The organism is Paenibacillus sp. PvP094 (assembly GCF_040546835.1).
GTDB classification, from domain to species: domain Bacteria; phylum Bacillota; class Bacilli; order Paenibacillales; family Paenibacillaceae; genus Paenibacillus; species Paenibacillus illinoisensis.
In genome coordinates this window covers 776,981-803,304 of the sequence record NZ_JBEPOM010000001.1, presented here as the reverse complement: position 1 = coordinate 803,304, position 26,324 = coordinate 776,981, and the positions used below count along the sequence as shown (strand labels likewise).

Genomic DNA, 26,324 nt, shown 5'->3' with positions numbered 1-26,324 from the left:
TAAATGATGAAGAGCACTGCCTGAAATGGCTGGTGCTCTTTTTTGGTTTTAACGAGGCTAGAACTCTAGGATAAACAGGATAAGAATGACACCGGAGAAGAGTAAGAAGAGACGTTTAATGGAAGGATTGTGAGCAGCCCAGACACCCCAGGAACTCATAACTGCGATACTCTCCCAGAACACTAATAATGGGATGCCTTCAGGTGTAAATGGAAAAGAAAGTCCTGGCAGCCCGGAAGTACCTGAACCCATAAGAACAGTAGTCATATACACGGGGATGAGGGATAGGAGCATATAGAGCAGTGTTTGCAGCCAAAAGAAATAGATCTTCAGCAAACGTAAGAGGATAACTGTAAGCAGATAAAACAGTATAACAACGGACGAAAATGTTGCAGCAGTCCATCCAAGAAGGGGGACAGTCCATACGTTCGTTTCCTGATAGAGAATGTACATAGTCATGGTGTACATTATGGGCCCTGCCATATAACAGGGTATAGCTATCCACAAATAGAACCAATCCGATGTTTTCATGATATCCACCCTTTATACGGTCTTGTTTATATGTACTAAACGTACAATATAAGCATAATGTTTGATGATCGTAACAGAGATTACCTGGAACCGACTTTTTACCTCCCGGAGGGCGACCACAATCAGACGGAAACCGTACCTTTCACCGTCAGCAGAGCAGGAAAAAGGGTGTAAGATTGTATTATCGGATTAGCAGCAAGGGACACAGCCGATAGCACATACGCTAATGTACAGCCGGCCTGGGGGCCGGTTTTTTGATGCGGTGATGGTGAGCTTGCTCTAATCGGGTACTTATGTAAGACAGAATTTAATAAACAGGAGGTTACATGATATGAAAACCGTATTGTATGTTCCACTGGATGACCGCCCGGCTAACTTGGATGACGTCATTGTTCAAGGGAAGGCAGCAGGCATCCATATCGTTACGCCGAACCTGGGTGATATTCAAAACCGTCTCGATTCGGAAAAAACGACAGAAGGCACAACACTGCTCGGCACATCTGCACCTACGTATGGTATCCCGACCAACATTTATACGTTTATTCTGCAGCATGCTGCTCAAGTCGATGGATTCATTATCTCGTCTGATATGCTGGCCTACGGCGGTTTGATTGGCAGTCGTCAGCTTCGGGAAGACGGAGGAGACGCCTACCCGAACTACGATGAAGAAACGACGCGTCTGCTCAATGTGATTCAAGTCATCAAGGAGAAATATCCACGCAAACCGGTATATGTCATGGATACGGTAATGCGTCTGGCGACCACTTCATTTGCAGACGGCCTTGCGCTTGACGCCTACAACGAGTCCCGTGCACTCATGCAGCAGCCGCGTCAGGCTTATACCGAGTTTGAGGACATTATTAACGGCTACAACCTGTCGCCAGATGGTGTGGAGTATGGTGAAACGACTTTCTTCAACAAAGAGCAGTACTACAACACCAGACAGCACAAGTTCAAAACAAACCTGTACATTCTGGATCAGTTGGCCCGCAAAGGATACATTGATTTCCTTGCTGTAGGTGTCGACGATGCGAATACACAGGGGGTTCAGATTAACGAGATTAACTATGTTGAAGCACGAATTAAAGAATGGCTGGGGGGAACTGACGGACAAAATCCCGAACGGGCCATCATCCTTCCGGATGCGGACGGTCTCGGTCATGCCCTTGTCGCGCGGATGGCGAATCAGCTGCTGCGAGGCGGCGCAAAAACACGTTACGCTGTAAATTATTATGGCCCTCACGGCTCCACAATTATTAATACCTATGAGTATATGGACGTTCACGAGAATGTAGCTCGCCATATTGATATTGTAGGCGGGGTGCTGGTAGCGGATGCGGCTTACCCAGGAGATGCTGAGGGAACCACTTCGCTTGACATGTCCTCGGAAGTGGATCGCATGACCAACGGGCCCTCAGGAAAGCCGGGACCAAAACCAGGTGTGGATATCGAGATTATTGCGATTACGGCGCTGGATCAGGTCCAAGCCGCGGTTGAACGGCTGACGAGCATTAGTGAGCAAGGATTGCCGGCGGTGCTGATTGATTTTGTCGGAAAAGGACCAGCGAATGTGGATGTAGCGGAAGCCCTGCTGAACAGTCCGTACACCGGCCGGGTACTGGGTTACAGCGCCTGGAATACACCGGGGAACAAGATTGGCCTTGCGGTAGGCATGGGACAATCCCGATATGCTTTTGTCACCACAGAAAAACGCGCTTCTGCTCTTCACGAAGCTGTTGATGCGCATGGATCATTGCTGTTCAAACGGTTCCTGAAAGACTACTACTATAAAGCTGTAGCGATCGCGGATATCCGCACGTACTCCAGAGCTCATGCGCTCTATACCAATGTGGCTACCCTTGCGGACCAGAATATGGTGCTGTTCAATTCCGAGGAAGATTATGCTCACCTGCAAACACTGCTTCGGGATCTAATGCAGACGTACACCGCGGGTCTCGCAAGCAAAACAGCCTTTGCCCAAGGTAATGTGGCGATCAAGCAAATCCGCGACTGTGATGTGTTGTATGCGAAATATTGCAGTGCTGCACTCGACTATGCCAATCCGGATTTCATCTGGGGACGTGCATTTGAAATTACGTTGAGTCCGCAAGTTACGTTGAAATAATGTGACCTATAAACTTTACACTAGACCACTACGATTGCAGAACCATCTTACGATCACTGTTATCCCCGGCTTTTGGTGATTCCCTTCTCTAAAGGGAAAAATCCGGTGATAAACGCGACCGCTCTGCTTCTCCAGACTGATTCTGCACCCTCCGTTCTCGTGTAAATGTTTCAGTTCATCTGATATTGTGAGAAACGTGGACTCGTCTTTTTTCCGCCCAAGATACGCCTTAAACCACACTGAAGTCAACCGATTCACCGTCCGCGCTAGGGAGAAAAGGGTGTAAGATTGTATTATCGGATCAATCGCAAACGGACACACACCGAAAGCTCATACGCTTATGTACAGACCGGCCAAGAGGCCGGTCTTTTTGATGCGGTGAATCGTGTCCGGCATTGATCTCGGTATTTATCATTTACTCAGTCACTGAGATCAAGGGGGAGTCATGGGCTGCCGCATGGCCGCTGCATCATGCGAGCAGATGACAAACGTGCAGCTGAAGGGGGCGAGATGAATGTGTCTATCCAAAGTGAAACAAACATTACAGTTACAGGGACAAACCAAATGAGTGTGGCTGTGAGACAGACGCTGAAGCAAAAGCTTGCAGCACTCGTTCCGGCATGGGATGGCCGGGTGCTGGATGTGCCTGCACAGGGTGAGGTTCTGACAGGGCCTTGTGCGGTCGTCGCCTTTGCTGAAGAAGTACCAAAGTCTGCTTGGGCAGGGTACCGACGAATTATTAAAATCTCTCCGTACGTTCGCCCGGAAGATGGAGGAGCAGAACAGCTGGAAACGTGGTCTGCGGAGCTGGTAAAAGGACTTCATCAGGTGCGGCTGGAGGATGAGAATGGTGCAGCGTTTACCTGCATCTATTTCGGTTCATCCGACTGCGACCGGGTGGACACCGGATCAGGCATGATGACGCGAAGTCTGCGGTTCGGGATGTATATTCCTGAATCCACCAATGACCATACTGCTCCAGGTACACCGGATTCCTGGATGGCTGCGCTTCAGGACTGGACACAGTCAGCGCTTGGTTCCGAATGGTCCGTGTATGCTGACGTCTGGCCCGGAGGTTATGAGACACCTTCCGTGCTGTGGAGATTGACGGGTTACAGCTCAGCTGCAGCCGGCACTTCGGCGCTGGAGATACGAAAGCAGTTTACGGGACATGTTGTTGCTGCAGGTGAAGGCGTCACCCGTCATACCGTTACACGTCTGGTCGAACAACTGGCTGTACAGCCCCGTATTGCTCTGGCGAAAACAGAGAATACCCGGTACCTGACGGTGGAGGAAGCTTCAGCTGATATGCAGGCAGATGCCTACCTGAACGGGCAGATTCGTCTGACGCTGCAGCAGCGAATTCGTCGTCCGGGGACGGATGTGCCATTGATCCGCGAGATTCATCACAGTAAGGGAATCGAATAGTCAGGAATGGCAAGGAACTGTCCCGAGGTTGGAAAAGCATCCGTAACTTAAAGATGAGGTGAATGGCAATGGCAAGCACCGCGAAAAAAAGCAAACAGGCTGACCCGCAATATACGCGGGCGGAACTGATGAATCATGCGGAAGCCCTCTTTGCCGTTAAGGCAGAGGTGCTGCATGGTGCGCTGTACGAAGCAGCGCAGCAGACGTTTTCCATTGAGGAAACGCAAGTACGAATCAACCAATTTATGAAAGCGAAGGTGAAGGTATAATGGCAGGCGGAACATGGGAGCAAACGAATCGTCCGGTCCTTCCGGGCTTATATATGAATTTTCAGGCGGCAGCATCTTCAGCCATTCAGGCTGGCAATCGGGGAACGGTTGTCGTTCCGATCAAGGCGAACTGGGGGCCGGTGGGAACCTTCGTAGAAGTCGGAAGCGAAGCGGCGATTGAACGTATTTTCTCCGCACATACGCTGGATAATGGGACAGCCTATACTTCCTTGAAGCTCGCTCTGCTGGGTGGTCCGAAAAAGCTGCTGGCCTATCGGGTAGCAGGTGCCACGGCAAAAGCAGCCAGTCTAACGTTGAAGGACAGCAGCGATGCGGACGTACTGCAGCTGGATGCCAAGTATCCGGGAGATCGTGCGAACGGATTCTATGTCACCATTCAGCCGGGTGTAATTGATAACACGAAGCATGAAGTGCGTCTTTTTGAAGGGAATCGGATGCTGTATGCACTCCTGACCGCGGATATCTCGGCAGCATCTCTAGCCAAACAGATCAATGAGGATGAGCGCAATGAGTGGGTAACGGCTCAAGCGATTGGCGATGGTACGGGTGTGGTTGCCACCGTGTCGGGTGCGGCTTTCAAAGGTGGTGCCAGCGGTAATGATGACCTGACCAACGCGGAGTATATTGCTGTGCAGGGTGCGCTGGAAGGCGAGCAATTCGATGTATTGGCATTGGATCATTCGGCAGATGTGCCTATGCTGGCAAGCTTCGCGGCTTGGGTGAAACGTGTACGCAGTGAAGGTAAACCGGTTATGGCTGTATTTGGCGGTTCCATTGCAGATGATACGTCTGCAGCTGCTGCTCAGAAGGCTGCTACACGTTCACTGACTTTGAATCACGAAGGTGTGATCAATGTGGGTACCGGTGTGCGTCTAGGGGATGCGTACTACAGTTCAGCGGAAACATCCGCTTATGTCGCGGGTCTCATCGCTGGACAACGTCTGAATGAATCCACAACATATGCACCTACTCCGTTCGATGACGTCACTCGTCGCTGGACTCGTGCAGAACAGGAGCAGGCAGTACAGAATGGCGTATTTATTTTCTTCCATGATGGCCGCCAGGTGAAGGCGCTTCGCGGTGTAAACACACTCGTGACCCCTGCTGCCGGGCAAAATAATGCGTGGAAAAAAATCCGTTCCATTCGTGTGATGGATGCGATTAACACAGACTTGCAGCGTTCTGCAGAAGATACGTATATCGGGAAAGTAAACAATACCGAGGAGGGTCGCCAGGCGCTGATCGGTGCAATGAAGGCCTATCTTGCGCTGCTTGCACAGAGCAATGTGATTGAGGCTGAGGGATATGATGTCATTCTCGACCCAGCCTATTATGGCGCAGCCCCGATCCTGAAACCGGAGGCAGATCAGGTATTCCTGCAGTGGAATGTGAAGCTGACCGATGTGATGGAGCAGTTGTTTGGTACATTTTACGTGCAATAAGTAGTGTAGAAGAGCAGGGCGAGAGCTTTCCTTAGTTAGTTATGAGTTGAATTCGTTTTTTCATTTGAAAAGATCCCAAGGAGGAATTGTACATGTTGGATGCATCAAGAGTTATTCTCGGTACCCATGGTCAGCTGCATATGGATGGGGTGTGGCAGACGAATATTAACAAGCTGGAAGCCAGTGTGGAAATTGAAAAACGTGAGCTGAATCTGGTCGGCAATGACTGGAAAGTTCACAAAAATGGTGCGAAAAAAGGAACAGGCACAATGACAGGTTATAAGGTTACTTCGGACATGATCCAGCGCGGGTTTACCAAGTTCCAAATCATCTCGAAACTGGACGATCCAGAGTCGTATGGACATGAGAGTGTTCTGCTGAAAGGCTGCATGGTGGACAAAATTCAGCTCGCAAACTGGACAGCGGGTGAGGAAGTACCGGAGGAAACAGGTTTTACGTTTGAAGGATTTGAACTGTTGAATCCGATTGTTGCCAACTAAGATCTGGACTGAATCCATAATGAAATTTGTCTGATCGAGCAGATGAGCAAGTTGACTTAACAAAATAGGGGCACACATGCAGGCTGAGGAATCTCGGTCTATTTGTTGTCCCTAATTGTTGAGATGAGTTATCCAATTGTGAAATGAGAAGGAGACTGCACCCTATGAGTATGAATGAAAACATGTCTGAAGAACAGATTCTGGATCAGCTGTTTGAAGCAGCAGAACGTTTGCCGGAAGAAAATGTGCGCATTCAGCGCCTGGATCTGCTGTTGACCCTGCGTGGACTGACGTCCTCCAAAGTGGATCAGATTCGCGAACGCTGTACTATCCGTAAAACGACAAAAGGACGTACCGAGGAGAAGGTAGATACCGAAACCTTTAACGCACTGCTGATCTCCGAAGCCACGGTGAAAATGAATGTCCGCGGTCTGGAACTGTCCGGATGGGGAGATAACCGTATCACAGGCCGTATGAAGCTGTCCGGTGGAGAACAGGCGGTTCGCCGCATGCTGCTTGCGGGTGAACTGGATGCTGTAGGCGACAAGGTGTTGGAGCTATCCGGCTTCGGTGTGGAGATTGAAGACCTAAAAAACTGATTCACTCCGGCGGGATGACTACGTTCCTGTATCACATGTGGGTTCGTCACCATCTTCGTCCCGGAGAGTTTTGGGCTCTACCACGAGGCGAACGCTCGCTGTTGATTGCGTTCTCGGAAGAGGAGATGGCAGCGCTGACTTCGCAGATGAATCGATAATTAGTTTGGACAGGAGGTGAAAGGAATGGCAGAAATGATTGTTGGTTTATCCAAATCCAACGCGGAGATGCGTACGACCGTCCGTTATCTGGATCAGATTCAGCGTTCGACCGAGCGTCTGGGCAGAGTTCGATATCAGAGTCTGATCAAAGTGAACAATGAACTGAGAACAACCGGACGCAGGCTGGAAAGCATCTATAGTACGGCTGTTCGGTTAAGCAGGCTGCGAATCACACCGAAGATCGGTTTGGATGATCAATTAAGTCCGGCATTGGACCGTGCACTGGCGAAACTGAATAGTTTCCGAAACCAGATGGTGAAGGCTTCGGGAACGGTGTCGGTGGAGGTGAAGCAAAAGGTTGAAGTGGCGATGGGGAAGCTGAGTCCGGCATCGAGCGGGCCTTCGCTGTCTCTGAACATTGGGAGCAATAATAATACGATAAAGAACGCGCCGAAGGAAGAAGAAATTAGTTGGATACGGGAAATGGCACAAAAAAGTAATGATTTTCTTGATCCATTAAATAATGCAACAGACTTACTCGGAAAGTTTGGGAAAGGTGTTAAGTTCTTCTATGAAAAATCCAAAGGGAAATCAAGTTCAAGCAGTACTTCACAATGTTGCTGCTGCTCCGGCGGAAGTTTGGTAGGAAGGCTTTCAAAAGGCGGAGCTAAAGGTGGCAAAACCAAAAGTGCAAGTGGTGGGAGTGCTAAAACTGTAGCCGCAACAGAGGGAGGAAAAAAAGGTCCTTACAAGAGTGGTTCCAAGTCCTACCAAGAACGTGCGACTGGAACTGCAAAAACGCCTGCTTCTGATCCTGCGAAAAAAATCATAACCAACATCTCTGACGCTGAACAGAAGAAGCTGAAAGTGGACTTTGATCAAAAACTGAATCCGAATCGGTTCGGATTTAGCGCAAATGCTCCCTCAGGTTCGCCAATGTCCAATATGTCTCCGGGCAATGGTTTGTTCAGCAAACTGAGCGGGGGCCTCGCAAAGGGAGCGGGTAAACTTCTTGGACCCATTAGCATGCTTGCCGATGTAGCGAATGTTGCCACTGCACCTCCTGAGGAACGAGGCAGAGCAGTCGGATCCATGATCGGTGGAACTGCTGGTACCGCGATTGGTAGCGCCATTGGCAGTTTTATTTTACCTGGGATCGGCACGTATATTGGGGGTGCATTAGGTGGATGGGCCGGCAGTTCCGCGGGAGGCTGGATCGGGGACAAGGCCAAAGATATTGGAAACTTTATGTCCAACGCTACGGAAGGTGCAGGTAAAGCGTTGTCGACTGCAGCCGATTTTGTTTCTGAAAAAACGAAGAGCATGGTAAGTGGTATATCCGATTTCTTCGGTTTTGGTTCCAAAAAAGAAGAAAAAACCGTCTCAGCTACAACCGTTGCTAACCCAACTCCAGTACCCACTGGTGGTCCCTCGATGCCCCCGGCTTATATTCCATCTGCGCTCACCATAACCGGGCCTATGGCTTATACGAACAGCATGGGCAGTCAATCCACGACTGCCGCTCTTATGGGAACTAGTGTGATGCAGTCCCAAGCAATGGCGCTCGGTAACGGTTCTCAGTCGAATGGCAAATCGTCTACGATGACGGTACAAATTTCAGAAGACCAGATGAGCAGTCTGGCAGGTTACCTTAAGGATTTTAAAACCGAAACGACCAACCAGATCGCCGTCAACGTGCCTCAAGGGGCTGTGCAGGTGACTGTCCGTGAAAATGCCATCGACTACGATGCGCTCTCGCATCAAGTTGGACAGCGAATTTCGGGAGAGTTCCGCCGTGCGATGGAAAACCGTAAAACCATTATGGCCTAAGCAGAAAGGAGGCCTGTTATGAGTGTAATTAAAGACAACGTGGAAGGAATCCAAATGGAATTCACCCTGAAGGACGGGACGACATCGTTCCGATTCCCGGTGAAGCCGGAAGAGCTCACGATATCAAGGTCCAAAGGGTACGAAACGATCAATATGCTGGAGTATGGCGAATTTGATTTTGCACAGGGAGAGAAGGTGAAGGAGATCACCTTCTCTTCTTTTTTTCCAAAAGAATATGACGCGTCCTACTGCATGTACGAGCCTGTACCTGATCCGCGGGTGGCGATGAATATACTGAATACGTTTCTCGTATCCAAAAAACCACTTCGTTTCATCATTTCCAACACAGGGGTCAACGTGCCGGTGTATCTGATCTCGCACAATACGACCTTTCGGGGCGGCGAGAGTGAGGACATTTATTTTGACATTACACTGCGCACCTGGCGGGATTCCAAAGTGGAGAAGGTCGGTACAGCAACATCTGCGAGCAAGTCGGGTTCTCGTACCGATCTGAAAAAGAGCAGTAAGACGTACACCGTCAAATCTGGCGATTCTCTGTCCAAAATTGCAAAGCTTGAGCTGGGCAGCAGTTCCAAATGGAACGAGATCTACAAGCTCAATGTGAAAACCATTGGCAGTAATCCGAACCGGATCAAGTCCGGACAAAAGCTGGTGATGCCATGACCTACAAGGTTATTGTGGACGACAAATATGACCTTACCAAGCTGGTGGAGACGATTACGCTGAAGGATTCGCTCGATCAGATTGCCTATCAGGCGAACATCCGGCTGGCAGTGTCGGCATCTTCCGGGTTGCCTGCAATATCACCGGGGATGGCGGTGCGAATCAGTGGGGTTCCTTTTGGCGAAAAATCCATGGTTCATCTGCTGCATCCTGCGGTCATCTGGGAGGTGGAAAGCTCGAACAGTGGCACCAAGCGGCTGTCTCTCACGGTGTACGACCGGATGATCTATCTGGAAAAATCGGAAGACGAGTTTCTTCTGCCCAAAGACCAAACCGCCACGCAGCGGCTCAAAACGTACGCCAAAGAGTGGAAGATTCCATACGGAACACTGCCAGACACCAAAACAAAGCTGGGCAAAGCGGTGTATCGATCGCAGACGATCTTTTCGATGATGTTTGCGGATCTGAAGGAAACCGCCAAGTCTGGCGGAGACATGTATCATCCCCGAATGACGCCTGGCGGGCTGCAGCTGTTCAAGGTAGGCAGCAATGTGAAGGTGTACGAGCTGGATCGGCTAATCGATCTGTCCCAGATGCGTACGCTGGAAGGGGCAGTCACCAAAGTTAAAGTCATGGCTGCATCGGAATCCAGCAGCGGCAAGGAAGTTCCATCGAAAGTGCTGGCGATTGAGCAGGATGGTGTGGAGGAACTGGGCACCTTGCAAAAGCTGATCGAGGACGATCAGGTCAAAACGGCGGGGGCTGCCAAGAAGCTTGCGAAGAGTCGGCTGACAGGCATCCAGGAGACCTTTACCGTCTCCGCGCCAGATGTGAACACGATTCGCGCCGGTGATGCGGTACTGCTTAAAGGCCTGAAGCTGATCGTCATGTCAGTCAGCCGAGACCTATCGGCCGGGCCTGGGACGATGACGCTGGAGCTGGGCACGGCGGAGCTGGTGAAAAGGAGGTATTACCTTGAATAAGGAAGATCCGTATGGGCATTTTGCCGAGGTCATGCGGGGCGCGATGAGTACGCATACCCGTCAGGCCGTGAGCGGCATGGGCGCGGTGCTGGGGACAATGACGTCGTCCGGCGTGAAGCTGGATGATTTCAAGCACGAAGTGCAGGACTATCTCGTGGCCGAACTGCCGGGCACGCTTGGGTTGCCGGAGCGCGAGGCTGTTGGCGCGATCTCCGGGATACCTGATGTGGCGGAACGGCGGAACGACGGGCACGGGAAGGTTTCTTTTACAAGAAGAGGAAGTGGAAGAAGCGGTATGGTCTCTGGGGAAAGGCTTGAAGGCTGGGGACCGTGTGCTGGCGATGCGGGTAAATGGCGGTAACGACATTGTGGTGCTGTGTAAGGTGGTGAGTGCGAATGCCTAGTTTGTTCCCGGAAACGGGTGTGGTCTGGGGAGATGAAGAGGACCTGTCGGGTGCGGCTTCGGAAGAGGTACGCTTTGGACGAAGCTGGCGATTCGATTACGATGCGGGGGATTTTGTGCTGACCCCAAGTGGCAAAGTGGCTGCGGCAGGTCCGCAGGAAGCCTGGGTGCAGTGGTGCATCAAGGCGGTGAAGACGCCGCGGTACAGACATGTGATTTACTCCCGGAACTATGGCTCGGAGCTGGAAGAACTGGTGGGTCAGGGTGACAGCCGGGGTGTGATGGAAAGTGAGATTACCCGAATGGTAACGGAGACGCTGCTGGCTGATCCACGCACAGATTCGGTAGACCAGTTCACGTTCGATTGGAATCTAGAGCAGTGCATGTTCTCATGCCGGGTGGCGAGTGTACAAGAAGAGATGTTTATTCTGGAAAGTGAGGTGATCTGACGGGATGGCTGAGATTCCGCGTTATTTGGAGGACCAGACGGAGGAACAGATAATGCAGCGCATGCTGGATCGTTTGCCCGCGGATCTGGATAAATCGGAGGGATCGTTTCTGTGGGATGCGGAGGCTCCGGTTGCGTTTATGCTGTCTGAGGCGGCGCTATGGGCGCAGGAGCTGCTTCGGCGAGGGTTTGCCAGTACGGCTGCGAGCAGTGACCCGAATTTTCGTTCGGAAGAGCTGGATCTGCGGGCTGGAGAGCATGGTATTACCCGGCGGGCAGCTGTGGCGGCACAAGGCACGGTGAAGTTCACGGGTACACCGGGGAAAGCGGTGCCGGCGGGTACAGTTGTAGCTACGCTCGCGGATGAAGTATCCGGGGAAGCTTCGCTGGAATACGAGACCGTTGGGAGTATAGAGCTTGGAGAAGATGGATTCGGAGTAGTTGGTGTACGAGCGCTCGTTGCCGGAAAAGAAAGCAATGTGCCGGCTGGCACCGTGACCGTGCTGTCTACACCGGTAAGTGGCGTGGCGTCTGTGGTGAACACGGACGTTATCAAAGGCGGTGCGGACATCGAGGCGGATACGGCGCTGCTGGAACGCTTTTATGCCAAAGTCCGCAACCAGGGGACAAGCGGCAACAAGGCACAGTATGTGCAATGGGCCAGTGAAGTGCCTGGTGTTGGCGCAACACGTGTAATTCCGTTATGGAAGGGGCCGGGCACGGTAGGACTGTATCTGCTGGATACGGACAAACGTGCTGCGGGCAGCGATCTGGTGGCGGCCGTGCAGAAGTACGTGGACCCGACGCAGGATGGTCAAGGTGAAGGCGTTGCCCCGGCAGGTCCGGTGGTGTCGGTCATGCCTGCCGAGGAAGTGCCCATGAACATTGAGGTGAAGCTGACGCTGGCGAGTGATGCAACCTTGTCGGATGTCCGAGCATTGATCGAACGCGGGGTGACCGCGTACCTGAAGCAGCTCGCTTTTGCCGATCCACTTGTGCGCTACACCCGTATTGCAGCAATTTTGCTCGACATTCCGCCGATTATCGACTATTCGGAGCTGACCGTAAACGGAGTGAGCGACCAGAATATCGAGATGACAGCGAGTCAGGTGGCGGTGCTAGGGGCGGTGGATGTCCATGAGTAGTTTGCTAGGAGTTATGGTTTCTAGGGTTACAAGCCCGAAGGGGAAAGAGCTGTTCTCGTATTTGCCAAGTTACTATGAAACTTCCCGTGTCATGCAGTCCGATATGCAGTCCAAAGGTACTGAGATGGATCTGCTGTATCAGGCACTGGATGAGACATTGGATCAGTTTTTTGTCCGTACGGCGACGTGGGGACTGGACTTCTGGGAGCAGGAGCTTGGCCTTGAGACGGATCGCCTCAAACCCGTGGAGCAACGACGTGCCGTGGTGGAGTCGAAGCTGCGCGGTGCCGGGACATTTTCCGGAAGACTTGTTGCGAATGTGGCTGAGGCGTACGCCGGAGGCAAGGTGGATGTGACGTTTCAACCGGAGGCGTGGAGCTTTACGGTGAGCTTTGTAGATACGATGGGCATTCCCCCCAATATTGATGATCTCAAACGTGCAATTGATGAACTGAAACCGGCCCACATGGCCGTGGAGTATGAGTATCGCTATCTGATCTGGGACGATCTGGACAACAAACAGATGACCTGGGATGAACTGGACGCCGCGTCCCTGACGTGGAATGAACTGGAGGTGTGGGCGTAATGCCACAAGAAACGGATCGACTGAAGTTACCTCTTCCCTTGGGCAACGAGAACGTAACCCGGGAGAGTATTAATGGGATTTTTGAAAAGATAGATGCAGGTGTCGCGACACAGGCCGATTTGGATACGCTTCGTGAAGCGGTGAGCCAGATGGATATCCCTTCTGCGTCTTTGACGCAGAAGGGGAAGGTACAGTTGTCTAGTAAGACGGATGGCACGTCTGAGACGGTGGCTGCGACGGAGAAGGCAGTTAGGGATGCGAGGGTGGCGGCGCTGAATGATGCTGAATCTTATGTTGATTCGAAGACATGGCAGAAACATAAACTATCCGGTGATAATGGTAGAGTTCAAAGACTTATTAACGGATTCGACCTCAACAACTTGAACTACAATGGTATGTTTAACTGTCTTGGTCCGATAAACGGACCTTTAGGAAATATATCAACTCAGTGGTATTACATTGAGGTTATGGTTCATTCTGATAATGTTGGATACATCGTTCAACGTGCATCTAGATTAGATTCAATCACTTCTCCTACGTTCTATATGCGCATTTGCAATAATGGAACTTGGGGTGCCTGGAGTATCGATCTTTTTCAATCTGTCAGTGATGGGAAAACAGCAATCGCAGCCGCCATCACTGGCAAGGGAGTAGCAGCAACAGGCAGCGATACTTTCAATCAATTATCGTCAAAAATTAATAGCATTAGTTCTAATATACAAATACTCACTGGTAGCGGTTCGGTAGAAGTGAATGATACCGTTGGATACAGCAGGGAAGTAACAAACCTTAATATAACAGGATTTGTACCCAGAGTTGTTTATATTAGTGTAAGCGCAAGCTATACAAATAGTGGGAGTTATGACTCAGGTAGCATTAGTGGTGGCGCTTGCTTAATTTACGATTCAACTCGAGGTACATTTAGTTCCGGAAACATATCTGCTACTGGTTTGTGGGGAGGGTCGGGAGCAAGATTTAATTACTCCGTCTCTGCCTCATGGGATATCTCTAGTAAAAACCTGAAGATTCGGGTAAGCGACTTACAACACTACAATGCAAAATATATTTCCGTCAGTTGGAATGTAATAGGTGTGTAATATGAAAATGAAAAGGAGGTGAACCATGACCACAAATCAACTAACCACAGCCATCGCAAACATGCTCACAGAGCATTTCTCTAACATCCCAATCCACCCAGCAACTGGCACAGCAAGTCCCGACCCAGATTCAAAAGGTATCGCCTACCGCATGCTATCTGCTCAACTCACAAGGGAACGCAGCGATCGCTTCGTGCAATCTCATGCTTTTGAAATCCGCTGGCTAGATGTAGAGAATATCCCGGCAACCCTGCCAGACGAACTTTTTGAAGCATTGGAAACGATCAATGTAGAGGGAACACCCTACCGAGCAACGGAACTGCGATGGGAGACAGAGAACAACACACCGCGAATGCTGGTGTACTACACCATGCGAACGACCAAAGTGTCAGAGTCTGCTACGACCATGCAGCATCTGGAACAGCGACCCACCACACTTAAAGCAGCTAACGAATAACAACCAAATGGGGGATAACCATGAAAGGAATGGGAGGCGTACTAGCGATGTTTACGAAGAAAGAGCCGGAAATTAATGCTCCGGAAAGCAACCAGAAAACTAACCATAAATACAGCAAAGTTCAGTTCGCTGAATCCCGGCAGTTGAGCCGGATAGAGAAAGACATTCTGGCAGCTGTACTGCGGGAGAATGTGACATACACAGTAGAAGAAGCACAGCAACATATCAAACAATTTATGAATGGGGAGGCACAATAATGGCTGGAGGAACATGGACAACTCAAAATAAGGTACGCCCTGGCGTATATATGAATTTTGCATCAGAGGGCTCGTTACCAGGTACGGTAGGGGAGCGGGGAACGGTGGCTTTGGCGCTTCCATTGTCATGGGGACAAGCAGGTACAATGCTGACCATCCAGGCCGGTGAAGATGTACAAGCCAAATTGGGCTATGATTGGACAGCACCTCAACTGCTGCTGATTCGAGAGGCATTGAAACGGGCACAAACATTGCTCCTATATCGTTTGAACGCAGGGACACAGGCCAAGGCCGCGCTGGGAGAACTAACGGTTACTGCCCAACACGGCGGCGTGAGAGGGAATGATCTGGCGATTGTGGTCTCAGCGAATATCAATCAGCCGAACCGGTTCGATGTTACAACGCTGCTTTCAACTAAAGAAGTGGATAAACAAACCGTCTCAACCATTGAAGAGCTGGAATCCAACTCATATGTTACTTTCACTGGCGAAGGTGCCCTCACAACAACAGCTTCACTTCCACTAACAGGTGGATTGGACGGCACGGCAACGAACCAGGAGCATACCAATTTCCTATCCAAGCTGGAAGTACTGGATTTTAACACCGTGGGACTGATCTCCGACGATGCTACCCTCAAATCTGTGTACTCTGCATACATCAGGCGTTTGCGCGATACTGAGGGCAAGAAGGTCCAATTAGTGCTGGCAGATTATCCTGCTGCGGATCACGAAGGTGTAATTAGCGTTAAAAATGGCGTTGTGCTCGCAGACGGTACCGTCCTGTCCCCCAAACAAACGGTACCTTGGACAGCCGGAGCAACAGCCGGGGCCAATCTGAATGAATCCCTGACCTTCCGTGCCTATGACGACGCTGTAGATGTGAATGGTCGATTGACACACAGCGAGACAGAAGCAGCCTTGCGTAATGGTGAGTTTGTCTTTACAGCAAGCAGTAACCGGGCAGTTGTAGAGCAAGATGTGAACACGTTCCGTTCGGTAACACCGGATAAAGCACGTCATTTTGCCAAAAACCGTGTTGTCCGTGTACTCGATGGCATTGCCAATGACATGAAACGAATCTTTGAGTCCTATTACATCGGCAAAGTGAACAACAACGAAGATGGGCGCAGCCTGTTTCGCTCCCAATGTGTTACCTACCTGAAGCAGCTGCAGGACATCGGGGCCATTCAAAACTTTGATTCCAACACAGATATCACTGTGACTGCGGGAAATGAAACGGACAGTATCGTGATTGAGGTTCAGGTCCAACCTGTGGATTCCGTTGAAAAAGTATATATGAAAGTGAAGGTGGTTTAAGATGGCATTTTTGAAAGCAAGCGATACGATTTCCGGCCAGGAAGGCCGCGCATATGCAACGATTAATGGACAGACGGAAGAGATGTTCTACGTGAAGACGCTGGAAGCAACGGTGGAGAAACAAAAAGCGGAGGTCAAAACACTGGGTCGTCGCGGTGTTCAGCACAAAGCAACCGGTTGGTCCGGCTCGGGTTCTATGACAATCTTTTATACAACATCCCGTTTCCGTGAGCTGATGCTCCAGTACATGCAAAATGGTGTGGACACCTATTTCGACATTGAAGTGACCAACGAAGATCCTTCGTCTACCATTGGTAAACAGACCGTGACTCTTAAAGGCGTCAACCTCGACAGTGTGATCATGGCATCCCTGGATACCGAGGCCGAGGCTTTGGAGGAAGAAGTGAGCTTTACCTTTGAAGATGTCGATATGCCTGTATCGTTTAATCTGCCGAAGTGATTTTTGAAGTGACAAATATATTAGCCATAGATATATAACGAGTCCAACTTTAGCATCAGGTTTATAAAAGAAACCTGTTCAACTTGCCTGTGTTACGGGCTATTTGGCGTGTCCAAATTTGTTTGCAATCTCTCTTCGTTTGAAGAGGGGCATTACATTAACAGTACATTACACATGCTCTTCGCCGCTTCTTGCGGCGGGGAGCCTAACTTTAGAGGAGGAATGGACAATGAGTGGATTAAGTATGTTTTTTGCGCAAAATGCAGCGGCGGATACAACAGAGGAGTTTATCGTATCTCCCCGTTTCAAGGATGAGAAGGGTGAACCGGTTGCCTGGAAACTGCGCAGCATGACCGAAGACGAGAACCAGGAATGTCGAAAAGCTGCTACTCGTAAAATCAAGGGCAAGAACGGTGTTTACACACCCGACATTGATGCGAATGATTATATGGCTCGCCTGATGAGCGCCAGCGTGGTCTATCCTGATTTAAAAAATGCAGAGCTTCAGCGTTCATATGGCGTGATGGGGGCGGAATCGCTTTTGCGGAAAATGCTGCTGCCTGGGGAATTTGCCGCACTCGGCGAACAGGTCCAGAAGCTGAACGGCTTCAATCAGGACATGAACGAACTGGTGGATGACGTAAAAAACTAATTAAAGAGGGCGATTCGGAAGCCAATCTGGCTTATTACGCTCTCCATGAATTGAACATCCTCCCACATGAGCTGATGGCATTCTCTATACGTGAACGTGCGGCTATATATGCCATGATCTCCATCCGGGTGGAGGAAGAGAAGAAAGAGCGGTCCAAAAACCGTGCAAGGAAGAAATAAAGGGGAAAGGAGGGAGAAATGAATGTATGCCATGTTTGCAAGATTATATCTGATGTCAAACAAAATGGTTCAGCAATTTCAGAATCTGCCTGTAGTGATCAACTCGGTTTTTAATCCTGGAAATCTGAGCAGAATTCAGCTTGCAGGTAACCTACTGCGAGGTGTCTCAGAAGAACAGGCTAAAGTAAATGCCTCATTTGCGGAAGGTGCTCAGAGGGTGAAAGCTTGGATCGGTATGATCAAGTCAGCAGGGCAAACCGTCCTTGTTCCAGCGGCGCAGGAAGAGGATTTGAAGCAACGTTATATGGCTGCTACTGGTGATGATGCTCAAGGAGAGACGATATTTAATCGGTATCGGGCAGAAGCTTTTAGGAGTGGACAAAATGTCACTGACGCTCTGAAGGGAGCATTATCATTCATCCCGTACGCCCAGAATACGGATCAAGTTGATCAACTAAGAGATATGACTAAACGATTAAGCATGCTTTCTCCAGATGGGAAAAGTGTTTCGGATGCATCCAGTGCACTAGTAGCTGCGATGAACGGAAATAACGGTGAACTTGCCAAGTCCTTCAACCTTCCTGCTGAAGTGCTGAATGGAGCTGGCTTACAGAAAAATATTGAAGCATCGGATTTGGATGGGTTTATCCAAAAACTTGATGTTATTCTGCAAAAACAAGGCTATACCCAGCAGGCTTTTGATACCATGTTAGACTCACCACTGCAGAAGTGGAATGCACTCGTGAATCAGTTCAATGGGGTACTGGGTCAGGTTGGGCAGGCGGCACTTGTTGCCTTAACTCCTTTACTGGATCGTTTAAACGAAGCATTTGCGAATGGAGAGTTTACCGTCATTATTGATTGGATTAGCAACGCTTTTACGATAGCAGCAAATGCACTGACGATGTTGGTAGATGGGATATTATTTTTAGCAGGTGTGATACAACAAAACTGGGATATTATACAGCCTATACTAATGGCTCTCGCTATAGTTGTTCTGGCTCTTGTTATTGCGCAAGTTTACAGTCTCGTGGCTGCGTGGTTGCTGCTTAATTGGCCTATCCTTCTGGCAATAGCGGCAATTGCAGCAATTATTGGCATTCTGAATCTGATGGGGATATCAGGTACGGAGATATTGGGAGCGATTATTGGTACATTTATGATGTTAGCTGAAAGAGTCAGGGTGGTTGTTGCAACAATATGGAACCTCTTTGCTATATTAGGAGATTTTATAGCTAATTTATTCAATGATCCTGTCTATGCAATCCAAAAGCTATTCTATGATTTGGGCATGTTCATTTTGCAGATCTTCTATAATGTGATGTTAGGTATAGAGGATTTTCTTAATAAAGCTGTAGGTGCAATAGGGAGTGTTGTCTCCTTTATCAATAAAACTTTTGGTATGAACTTGACGGTGATGTCCTCATCGGATATCAAAATTGGCAGTAATACTGCCAAGGAATGGATGGATACGCTAGAGTCATGGGAGCCGCAAAGTGATCAAAATGTATTCCATTCAATGAGAATGGATGGACAGTACAATCCTGATGCGTATGGAAAAGGACCGGAGATGGCGGAGAAGTTACTTTCGGGTTTTTCAACGGGTTCAAAAGCAGATTCCAAAGAAACAAGTTTACCTGGTAATTTTGGCGGCTTTACACCCAAAACCCCTTCCATGCCAACCATTCCAACTGCACCCGCTCCGGCAATGGTCCCTAATAACAATATGAGTAACATTAACAAAATCAACAATATCGGACAGGTCGATAAAATTGGTGACGTGGATGGCACGGTGGATGTAACAAGTGAAGATCTGAAACTGATGCGTGAGCTTGCAGAGATGCAGGCTATTCAGCGATTTGTCAGTTTGACACCAACTGTTCAGGTCACCACCGGAGATATCAACAGCGGACATGACGTGGACAGCATCATCAGCAAAATCACCGATGGACTGAACAGTCAGATCGTCTCCAGTGCCCAGGGGGTGTATGGATAAGTGGAATATTATATTCAACTAAGCTTTAATAACCGCTCTGAATACATGTTTTTCCCGGTGACACCAGAGAGCATTGAGTTTTCGGATTCGGGAGACGGTAGTACGTTTAACGTGAGCGCTTTGGGTGAAATTAACGTGATTAAGTCGCCGAAGCTGCGCGAGGTCAGTTTCAGCGGGATATTTCCCGCGGACTACAGTCCGTATCATCTGAATTACGATGCAAGTCATCCGGCAGTACAGAAGGAATATTACCGTGATCCGTATGAATATGTGAAAAAGATCATCCGTTGGATGCAGACGGGCAGACCCGTCAGACTTTTCTTTTCCAGTGCAAGGTACACGATTAACATGGCAGTTTCCATTGAGAGCTTCGACTGGAAGGAGACAGCGGGTACGGTGGGGGATATCCAGTATGATATCAAGCTGAAGCAGTTCATTTTCTATGCCGCCAAAAAAGTAGTGCCACTCAAGGACAATAAGGATACTGCTGCCTCGAAAACAAAAACCAAAGCCTCCCGGCCCAATGAAAAAATCCAGGCCAAGACCGTCACACTCAAAGCCGGAGATTCTTTGTGGTCTGTTGCCAAAGCCCATCTGGGAGATGGATCGCGCTGGAAAGAGCTGCAGAAGCTGAACGGCATCAAGGATGCACAACTGAAGAAGCTCCCCATTGGCCTGGTGATCAAGCTACCGTGAAAGGAGAGGGAACATGCAGCAGCAGATCAGTTTGGATAACAAGCAGGGCAAGTTGAAGGAGCAATTATGGCTGGATGATAAGCTGGGCAACATCTGGGATATTAGTGAGATTGCCGGCGAAATTACCTACAAAACCTCCCGCATTGGTAAGCCGTCCACTCTGGAATTCACGTTGATCAAGGGGAGCTTATTCCAGAATTCGAAGTTCATATATGAGAATGGATACGTCGTAAAGTATGTCAGTAACGAAGTGGGGATATTTTTCGGGTATATCTTCTCGGTGGACAGCGGCAAGGACGAAAGTGTCAAAATCAAAGCCTACGACCAGACTCGCTATCTGACCGCGAACCAGACGTACCAGTTCGTTAACGCAACTGCTGCGGATGTGATCAGACGAATTGCAACAGACTTTCAATTGAAGATCGGGGATCTGATTCAGCCTAAATACGTCATTCCGCGTATGTTATTTGATAACAAGAAGCTGATCGACATGATCTGTGAGGCACTGGACAGGACGCTGATTTATGGCGGTAAAAACTATATCTTTTACGACGACTTCGGCAAGCTTGTGCTTCGGGATGTGGAAGAGATGCCTTACGGCTTTGTTATTGGGGATAACAGTCTGCTTACGGATTACAGCTATACCCGGTCGATTGACGACCAGACGTTTAACAAGATCAAGCTGTATCGGGACAACAAGGATACGGGAAAAAGAGAAACGTTCGTCCATCAGGACTCAGGCAGCATCCGTCAATGGGGGCTGCTTTTTTTGTACCAAAAAGCGGACGATGGCCTGAATGAAGGCCAGATCGATGCCATGCTGAAAACCCTGATGACGTTGCGTAACCGCGAGACTCGGTCATTGAAAGTGGATGCGCTGGGCGATTTCAAAGTCAGGACAGGCAGTTATGTCAATATTCAGATTGAGGAACTGAAGATTAATCAATATTTTCTGGTAGACGAATGTACGCATAAGGTACAGGGGGGCGTGCACACGATGTCACTGGATTTGAAGGTGGTGTAACGATAAATGATGCTGGACGTGATTAAAAAGGCGGCGGTGGCCGCCGTAGATGCCAAAGCCCCTGTTCAGGTCATGTACGGAACAGTGGCGAGTACAGAGCCCTTCGAGATTACCGTTGAACAACGGCTGACATTGGCTGAGCCTTTTCTGGTGATGCTGGAATCCGCAGCAAGAAAGAATTGGACTGTGGGTGACCACGTACTGCTGCTCCGGGTGCAAGGTGGGGACAGCTTCGTTGTGCTGGATCGGTTGGTGAAGACATGATTCCACAAGGTGCACAAATGAGTGCAGAAGAACAGCAACAACCGGCTGTTGTTCCAAGCCTGACGTATGTACTGCAGCCTTCTGGGCAGAGGATCGGAAGGTTGCAGCTTGACGGTAAAGAGGCGGTGAAACAAGCCGTGTATAAGGTATTGTCCACTCGCCGCTATGAGCATCTAATCTACTCATCAGATTACGGCATGGAATGGTCCTGGGAGGGAGTGGCCGGAAGATCCATGGTGGAATCCGAACTGGAGCGCTGGATTGTGGAGGCTTTGCTTCCGGATGATCGCATTTCGGATGTAACGGAGTTTGATTTTGTTCATGAGGCGGATGGGGTGCGGGTGTCTTTTACCGTGGAAACCAATTTTGGCTCTTTCAGGGGAGAAACGGAGGTGAACATGAATGGTTGAAGAGCAGACGTTTGAGGTCATTTTAGAGCGAATGCTGGACAAAGTACCGGATGGAGTGGATAAACGTGAAGGCAGCATTATCTATGACGCGCTCGCGCCAGCCGCTGTGGAAATGGCTCAGATGTACATTGAGTTGGATATTAACGCCAATCTGAAATTTGCGGACACAGCTTCCGGGGAGTATTTGGACCGAGCGGTGGCCTGGTCTGGCATTACCCGGAAAGCGGCAACCCAGGCACGCTGGATCGGCAGCTTCAAGGACAACGGGGGGAAACCGGTTGAGATTCCATTGGGGAGTCGTTTTTCTACAGGGGATCGGGTGTATCTGGCTGTCGAACGAATGGCAGCGGGGCAATATGTGCTGCAATGTGAGGTTGCCGGAGCGGAAGGCAATGAATATACAGGGGCGCTGCTGCCCATCGATTATATCGCCGGACTGACAACAGCGGAACTAACCCAGCTGCTTGTTCCAGGTGAAGATGAGGAAACAGATCAGGCTCTGTATGACCGATATCAGGACAAAGTCTCCCGTCCGGTAACGAGTGCCAATAAATATCAATATGAACTATGGGCACGGGAAAATTCGGGGGTTGGTAAAGCGAAAGCTTTTCCACTGTGGGACGGTCCGGGCACGGTAAAAGTGGCGCTGTTAAACAATGAGATGCATGCACCCGCCGAGGCGGTGATTCAGGCAGTACAGGATTATATCGATCCAACCCGGGATGGGATGGGCGAAGGAGCAGCTCCAATTGGCCCCGTGGTCACGGTGGTGGGGGCAGAAGAAGTACCGATTGATGTGGAGGTGCAGGTTGCACTTGCTTCAGGCTCAACGTATGAGGGGGTAAAAACGCTGATTGAAGAGGGTGTCACTGCCTATCTGAAAGAGTTGGCATTTGCCGATCCGCTAGTCCGTTGGACACGAATTGCCAATGTCATTCTGGATATCCCGCCTGTAATCGATTATAGCGATTTGTTGGTGAATGGCGGCATGTCCAATCTGGAGATTGCACCCGGTGCAGTGGGCGTTCTCGGGACGGTGAAGGTCACATGAGTAAAGCTGAGGTGTTGATGTCCCTTTTACCCCCGTTGTATGAAAATGTGCTGGAGATGCAGTTGCTCACGGAGACCGAAGGTGAAGAACTGGACAAGCTTGCGGCGGGTTTGGAAGGTGTATTGGACCAATTTTATCCGGAGTCTGCAACCTGGGCATTGGAGCGATATGAGCGGGATCTGCAAATTCCAACGAATCCAGCCAAGCCGGAAGAACAGCGGAGATCCGTCATCATTTCCAAAATGCGAGGAAGCGGCAAAGTCTCAGGTTCGATGCTCAAAAATGTGGCTCAGGCGTATGAGAGTGGCGGGATTGAGGTTTCTGTCTCACCCGAGGAATACCTGATCCGAATTCGCTTCATAGATACATGGGGATTGCCGCCTAACCTTGACGATCTGAAGGCAGCGATTGAGGATATTAAACCGGCACATATGACCGTGGAATATCGCCTGCGGTATTTGACGATTGCTGAGGTCGAGAACATGACGTTGGATGAAATAGAACAGACCCGGCAGGATAAATTTTCAGGAGGTGGAGTTTAGAATGAATGAACCGAAAACACCGAATCTTGGGTTGAATAAGATTGACCGCAGCTCGCCATCAACGACCTATTTTGATCTGGACAAGTATTTGGATCAGAACTGGGAGAAAGTTGATGCTTTTGCGGAGCAGGTAGAGGAGAAGGCCGAAGAGACGGCTGCACAGGTTAGTAATATCCAGGAGCGGCTGGATACGGAAAAGCGGAGATCTGTGACACTGGAGCCAGGGTTACAGATTATTAATGCTGAACGTGCCTCGGCGTTTAAGTTGGAAGGATTGAAGGGCCGCACGTTGGTGAATTTGTTGGGGCGTATAGGTAGATTTGGTGACTTGTCCAATATGGCATCTAATGGAAATCACTCGATATCCGTAAGTGCTGGGAATAAGATTGACGGGGACAATACTTTGACAATTACAAATACCGGAAAAGGAGGAGTGCAGGATCTTGTTAGAGTGACCGATTTCACTTTTGAAAACGATGCTTTTTATATTGGCATTATGAACGCAAAAGCAGATGTATCGACGTTATTACACTCCGAGCTGTTCGGCACACGGGGAAGTGTTTTAGGACAAGAGGTAACCACGGAGTGGAAGACATTAGTGTTTAGGTATCTTGGAACGACAGGAGGGATGGGGCTTCACTTTTGGAATGACACTGCGACGGCTACTACTATTTACATTAATGAATTAAGATTGTTCAAGGTAAAGAGTGCCGAATATATTGCACCTGATGCCGACTTGATCGCTAAGTATCCTTACGTCGATAGCGTCCAACCCGTGCGAAATCCGTATGCGATTCGATATGGAGAGAATTTGTTACCGCCACTTATGGGATCATCCTTTGTAAATGTGAGCAATTATATAACTGGGCCGTATGAATGGATCAACCCATTAGGCAAAGAAAATACGGGGTACACAGTATTGAGATTCAGAGTAACCCCTAATACCGACTATACACTCAATGCAGAAACATTTACAAATGTAAGCACCTCCGTATACCCGTTAAATTTAGAAGTTCCTAACCCGCCCAAATATTGGGGAACTGAACTTCCGTATACGTTTAACAGTGGGAATAATACGGAACTTAACTTTTTGTTTAGAGCGAACATTGAAGGCGAGTACGCCACGTTCAAAAACCCGATGCTCACTATTGGCAAAACTCCAAAACCGTTCAAACCGCGTGAAGACACCATGCTCGCATTGCAAACGGATTTATTCGCTGATCCATTAACGGGGACGAATGCTGACGAAGTGTTCGAAAAGGATGGGCAATATTTCAAGGCTAAGAAGTGGACAAAGTTCTTATTAAATGACACGTTGTCGTATTCGTTACTTAATAACTATACAGGATTTAAACGTGTACTTATTCCAATAGGACAGTTGCCTCTTCCGTATGTATCAAGCAATGCCCGAACATCTTGGACAACTAAGTATGACGGGAAATTGCTAAATACAGTTGATACAGCGACAATGGCGGACTCTTATGACTACTCATCTTTATCTGGATGGTTATTGTCCATTTTCAACGCAGACAGCGGATGGGGAGACTCATACACACCGACAGCCGATGAGATTAAGGCGTATTTCATGGGATGGGTTATGTATCAAAATGAATCGACATCATTAGCTCCATATAATGGTACTGGTACAAAAGCTTGGTCTTATCGTGCGTCGAATTTCTCAGGTGCTGTTAATGCTGGGACTATGTTAGGCGGGACAACTAATATCCCTACTCAATTAGCTCCTTCAGGGGGAACGGCATATACATGGGTTCCATATCAACTCGTATATCAACTTGCAACACCAACTGTTGAACCAATCACGTCAGAAGGACAATTGACGTTTATTGAGGGAAATAACCAAGCCGAAGTCGGGACGGGGATTATGCTGCGTGAGTACAGTCCCACTCCTGCAAATAGTAACCCGAACCTTAGCGGTCGTAGAGAGATAAACTTTACGCAAGTTCCTGCTTCTTTGCTCAAAAACAAAGCAAGAAGTATTCTCGCAATATATAGAAACAGAGTTCAAGATCACAAATGGACAATTAGCAATAATGCCGTAGATTCTTATGGGACATCAAGAGCTAATACGACAAAAGAGTCTTTCGATCCGTCAGCTGCGTACACAGTAACGTATTTGATGTTGGACAAATCTCCATTAGCTCCATTCGTTGGATCGGTCCCGGATAACGAAAAGGCGTTGCTTACAGATTTGGTACAAGGCGTTCAACAAGCAAATGCACGTATTAGCGTTGTGGAGTCGAAAAAGGCAGAGAAGGACGTTGCCTATAATAAGATTTATCCAACGTTGCTCAATGGCTGGACAAATTATGGAGACGGTTCATATGCTCCTATTGCTTTTTATAAAGATAATTTGGGTTTTGTCCATCTTGAAGGCTTAATCAAGGGCGGAGTAATTAGTAGTGGAGCATATATATTTAAGTTGCCCAAAGAATACATCCCGCCAAAGACCAATGTATTTCTCGGTCAAAGTAGTGACGGCAGCACGCAAGGATATGGAAGAATAGATGTGCGGAACGATGGGAATGTCGTTTGCAGCTCAGGATATAACGGTTGGCTCAGTTTATCAGGCATCTCATTCTTGGTCTAACAATAAAGGAGGATTCAAATGAAAGCCGTACCTAAAGTAAATACAGACGGCCTCTATTTGGAGGACGAGTTGGTGGACGATGCCTTTTCCGGTGTCGCCCCTTTTTTTTCGAGCCTGAGCCTCCGGCATTCGATCCAGAAGCACCAGAACAAGTTGAGGAAC

27 protein-coding genes and 1 pseudogene are annotated in these 26,324 nt (G+C 49.1%); 27 read left to right on the top strand and 1 reads right to left on the bottom strand.

The features are described 5' to 3' along the window. Positions 1-57: 57 nt before the first annotated feature. On the bottom strand, positions 58-468 hold the full coding sequence (locus tag ABIC22_RS03905) for a hypothetical protein (RefSeq protein ID WP_354478436.1): 411 nt from the start codon (positions 466-468) through the stop codon (positions 58-60). A gap of 394 nt (positions 469-862) precedes the next feature. Between ABIC22_RS03905 and ABIC22_RS03900 the strand changes: the two genes are divergently transcribed. From ABIC22_RS03900 to ABIC22_RS03770, 27 genes and pseudogenes are all read left to right on the top strand, one after another. Then, positions 863-2,656 (top strand): DUF4127 family protein, encoded by a 1,794-nt coding sequence (locus tag ABIC22_RS03900; RefSeq protein ID WP_354478433.1) that lies wholly within the window; start codon positions 863-865, stop codon positions 2,654-2,656. 516 nt (positions 2,657-3,172) lie between these two features. Next, entirely contained in the window at positions 3,173-4,084 is a 912-nt protein-coding gene (locus tag ABIC22_RS03895) for a hypothetical protein (protein ID WP_354478430.1), read from the top strand. A 68-nt stretch (positions 4,085-4,152) separates the two neighbouring features. Then, on the top strand, positions 4,153-4,353 hold the full coding sequence (locus ABIC22_RS03890) for a YqzN/YkzM domain-containing protein (RefSeq protein ID WP_354478428.1): 201 nt from the start codon (positions 4,153-4,155) through the stop codon (positions 4,351-4,353). Next, the gene (locus ABIC22_RS03885) at positions 4,353-5,816 is read left to right on the top strand and encodes a phage tail sheath family protein (RefSeq protein ID WP_354478425.1); all 1,464 of its coding nucleotides are present in this window, start codon (positions 4,353-4,355) and stop codon (positions 5,814-5,816) included. The genes ABIC22_RS03890 and ABIC22_RS03885 overlap by 1 nt, the downstream gene beginning before the upstream one ends. A 92-nt stretch (positions 5,817-5,908) precedes the next feature. Next, on the top strand, positions 5,909-6,316 hold the full coding sequence (locus ABIC22_RS03880) for a phage tail tube protein (RefSeq protein ID WP_095288940.1): 408 nt from the start codon (positions 5,909-5,911) through the stop codon (positions 6,314-6,316). 164 nt (positions 6,317-6,480) lie between these two features. Further along, entirely contained in the window at positions 6,481-6,915 is a 435-nt protein-coding gene (locus tag ABIC22_RS03875) for a phage tail assembly chaperone (protein ID WP_095288941.1), read from the top strand. 183 nt (positions 6,916-7,098) lie between these two features. Then, positions 7,099-8,904, top strand: coding sequence for a hypothetical protein (locus tag ABIC22_RS03870; protein WP_354478422.1), 1,806 nt, complete (start codon positions 7,099-7,101; stop codon positions 8,902-8,904). 54 nt (positions 8,905-8,958) lie between these two features. Next, complete coding sequence (locus tag ABIC22_RS03865) at positions 8,959-9,588, top strand: LysM peptidoglycan-binding domain-containing protein (RefSeq protein ID WP_354485836.1); 630 nt, start codon at positions 8,959-8,961, stop codon at positions 9,586-9,588. Further along, the gene (locus tag ABIC22_RS03860; RefSeq protein ID WP_354478420.1) at positions 9,585-10,571 is read left to right on the top strand and encodes an XkdQ/YqbQ family protein; all 987 of its coding nucleotides are present in this window, start codon (positions 9,585-9,587) and stop codon (positions 10,569-10,571) included. The genes ABIC22_RS03865 and ABIC22_RS03860 overlap by 4 nt, the downstream gene beginning before the upstream one ends. Next, positions 10,564-10,975 (top strand): annotated as a pseudogene (locus ABIC22_RS03855) (hypothetical protein). Before ABIC22_RS03860 ends, ABIC22_RS03855 begins: the two are co-directional and overlap by 8 nt. After that, on the top strand, positions 10,968-11,423 hold the full coding sequence (locus ABIC22_RS03850; RefSeq protein WP_221807191.1) for a DUF2634 domain-containing protein: 456 nt from the start codon (positions 10,968-10,970) through the stop codon (positions 11,421-11,423). The pseudogene ABIC22_RS03855 and the gene ABIC22_RS03850 overlap by 8 nt, the downstream one beginning before the upstream one ends. A 4-nt stretch (positions 11,424-11,427) precedes the next feature. Next, positions 11,428-12,567 carry a baseplate J/gp47 family protein gene (locus ABIC22_RS03845; protein ID WP_354478414.1) on the top strand — a complete coding sequence of 380 codons (1,140 nt, stop codon included), beginning with the start codon at positions 11,428-11,430 and terminating at the stop codon, positions 12,565-12,567. Further along, on the top strand, positions 12,560-13,153 hold the full coding sequence (locus ABIC22_RS03840) for a YmfQ family protein (protein WP_483312526.1): 594 nt from the start codon (positions 12,560-12,562) through the stop codon (positions 13,151-13,153). Before ABIC22_RS03845 ends, ABIC22_RS03840 begins: the two co-directional genes overlap by 8 nt. Continuing rightward, entirely contained in the window at positions 13,153-14,250 is a 1,098-nt protein-coding gene (locus ABIC22_RS03835; protein ID WP_354478409.1) for a pyocin knob domain-containing protein, read from the top strand. Before ABIC22_RS03840 ends, ABIC22_RS03835 begins: the two co-directional genes overlap by 1 nt. 25 nt (positions 14,251-14,275) lie before the next feature. Then, positions 14,276-14,707, top strand: a complete 432-nt coding sequence (locus ABIC22_RS03830; RefSeq protein ID WP_354478406.1) for a phage tail terminator family protein — start codon at positions 14,276-14,278, stop codon at positions 14,705-14,707. 20 nt (positions 14,708-14,727) lie between these two features. Continuing rightward, complete coding sequence (locus ABIC22_RS03825; RefSeq protein WP_354478404.1) at positions 14,728-14,964, top strand: YqzN/YkzM domain-containing protein; 237 nt, start codon at positions 14,728-14,730, stop codon at positions 14,962-14,964. After that, on the top strand, positions 14,964-16,280 hold the full coding sequence (locus ABIC22_RS03820) for a phage tail sheath family protein (protein WP_354478401.1): 1,317 nt from the start codon (positions 14,964-14,966) through the stop codon (positions 16,278-16,280). The genes ABIC22_RS03825 and ABIC22_RS03820 overlap by 1 nt, the downstream gene beginning before the upstream one ends. 1 nt (position 16,281) lies before the next feature. Further along, positions 16,282-16,740, top strand: coding sequence for a phage tail tube protein (locus tag ABIC22_RS03815; protein WP_017690162.1), 459 nt, complete (start codon positions 16,282-16,284; stop codon positions 16,738-16,740). Positions 16,741-16,969: 229 nt separating this feature from the next. Beyond that, positions 16,970-17,392, top strand: coding sequence for a phage tail assembly chaperone (locus ABIC22_RS03810; protein WP_127538100.1), 423 nt, complete (start codon positions 16,970-16,972; stop codon positions 17,390-17,392). A gap of 201 nt (positions 17,393-17,593) precedes the next feature. Further along, positions 17,594-19,567 (top strand): phage tail family protein, encoded by a 1,974-nt coding sequence (locus tag ABIC22_RS03805; RefSeq protein ID WP_354478396.1) that lies wholly within the window; start codon positions 17,594-17,596, stop codon positions 19,565-19,567. After that, positions 19,568-20,263: a LysM peptidoglycan-binding domain-containing protein gene (locus ABIC22_RS03800; protein WP_354478393.1), complete on the top strand. Its 696-nt coding sequence runs from the start codon at positions 19,568-19,570 to the stop codon at positions 20,261-20,263. A 13-nt stretch (positions 20,264-20,276) separates the two neighbouring features. Next, positions 20,277-21,287, top strand: a complete 1,011-nt coding sequence (locus ABIC22_RS03795; protein ID WP_354478390.1) for an XkdQ/YqbQ family protein — start codon at positions 20,277-20,279, stop codon at positions 21,285-21,287. A gap of 6 nt (positions 21,288-21,293) precedes the next feature. Continuing rightward, on the top strand, positions 21,294-21,551 hold the full coding sequence (locus tag ABIC22_RS03790; RefSeq protein WP_354478387.1) for a DUF2577 family protein: 258 nt from the start codon (positions 21,294-21,296) through the stop codon (positions 21,549-21,551). Beyond that, positions 21,548-21,961, top strand: coding sequence for a DUF2634 domain-containing protein (locus ABIC22_RS03785; protein WP_354478385.1), 414 nt, complete (start codon positions 21,548-21,550; stop codon positions 21,959-21,961). The genes ABIC22_RS03790 and ABIC22_RS03785 overlap by 4 nt, the downstream gene beginning before the upstream one ends. After that, complete coding sequence (locus ABIC22_RS03780) at positions 21,954-23,012, top strand: baseplate J/gp47 family protein (RefSeq protein WP_354478382.1); 1,059 nt, start codon at positions 21,954-21,956, stop codon at positions 23,010-23,012. Before ABIC22_RS03785 ends, ABIC22_RS03780 begins: the two co-directional genes overlap by 8 nt. Next, a complete protein-coding gene (locus tag ABIC22_RS03775; protein WP_354478379.1) occupies positions 23,009-23,554 on the top strand; it encodes a putative phage tail protein in 546 nt (181 codons plus the stop codon). The genes ABIC22_RS03780 and ABIC22_RS03775 overlap by 4 nt, the downstream gene beginning before the upstream one ends. 1 nt (position 23,555) lies before the next feature. Next, entirely contained in the window at positions 23,556-26,162 is a 2,607-nt protein-coding gene (locus ABIC22_RS03770) for a hypothetical protein (RefSeq protein WP_354478376.1), read from the top strand. Positions 26,163-26,324: the final 162 nt, after the last annotated feature.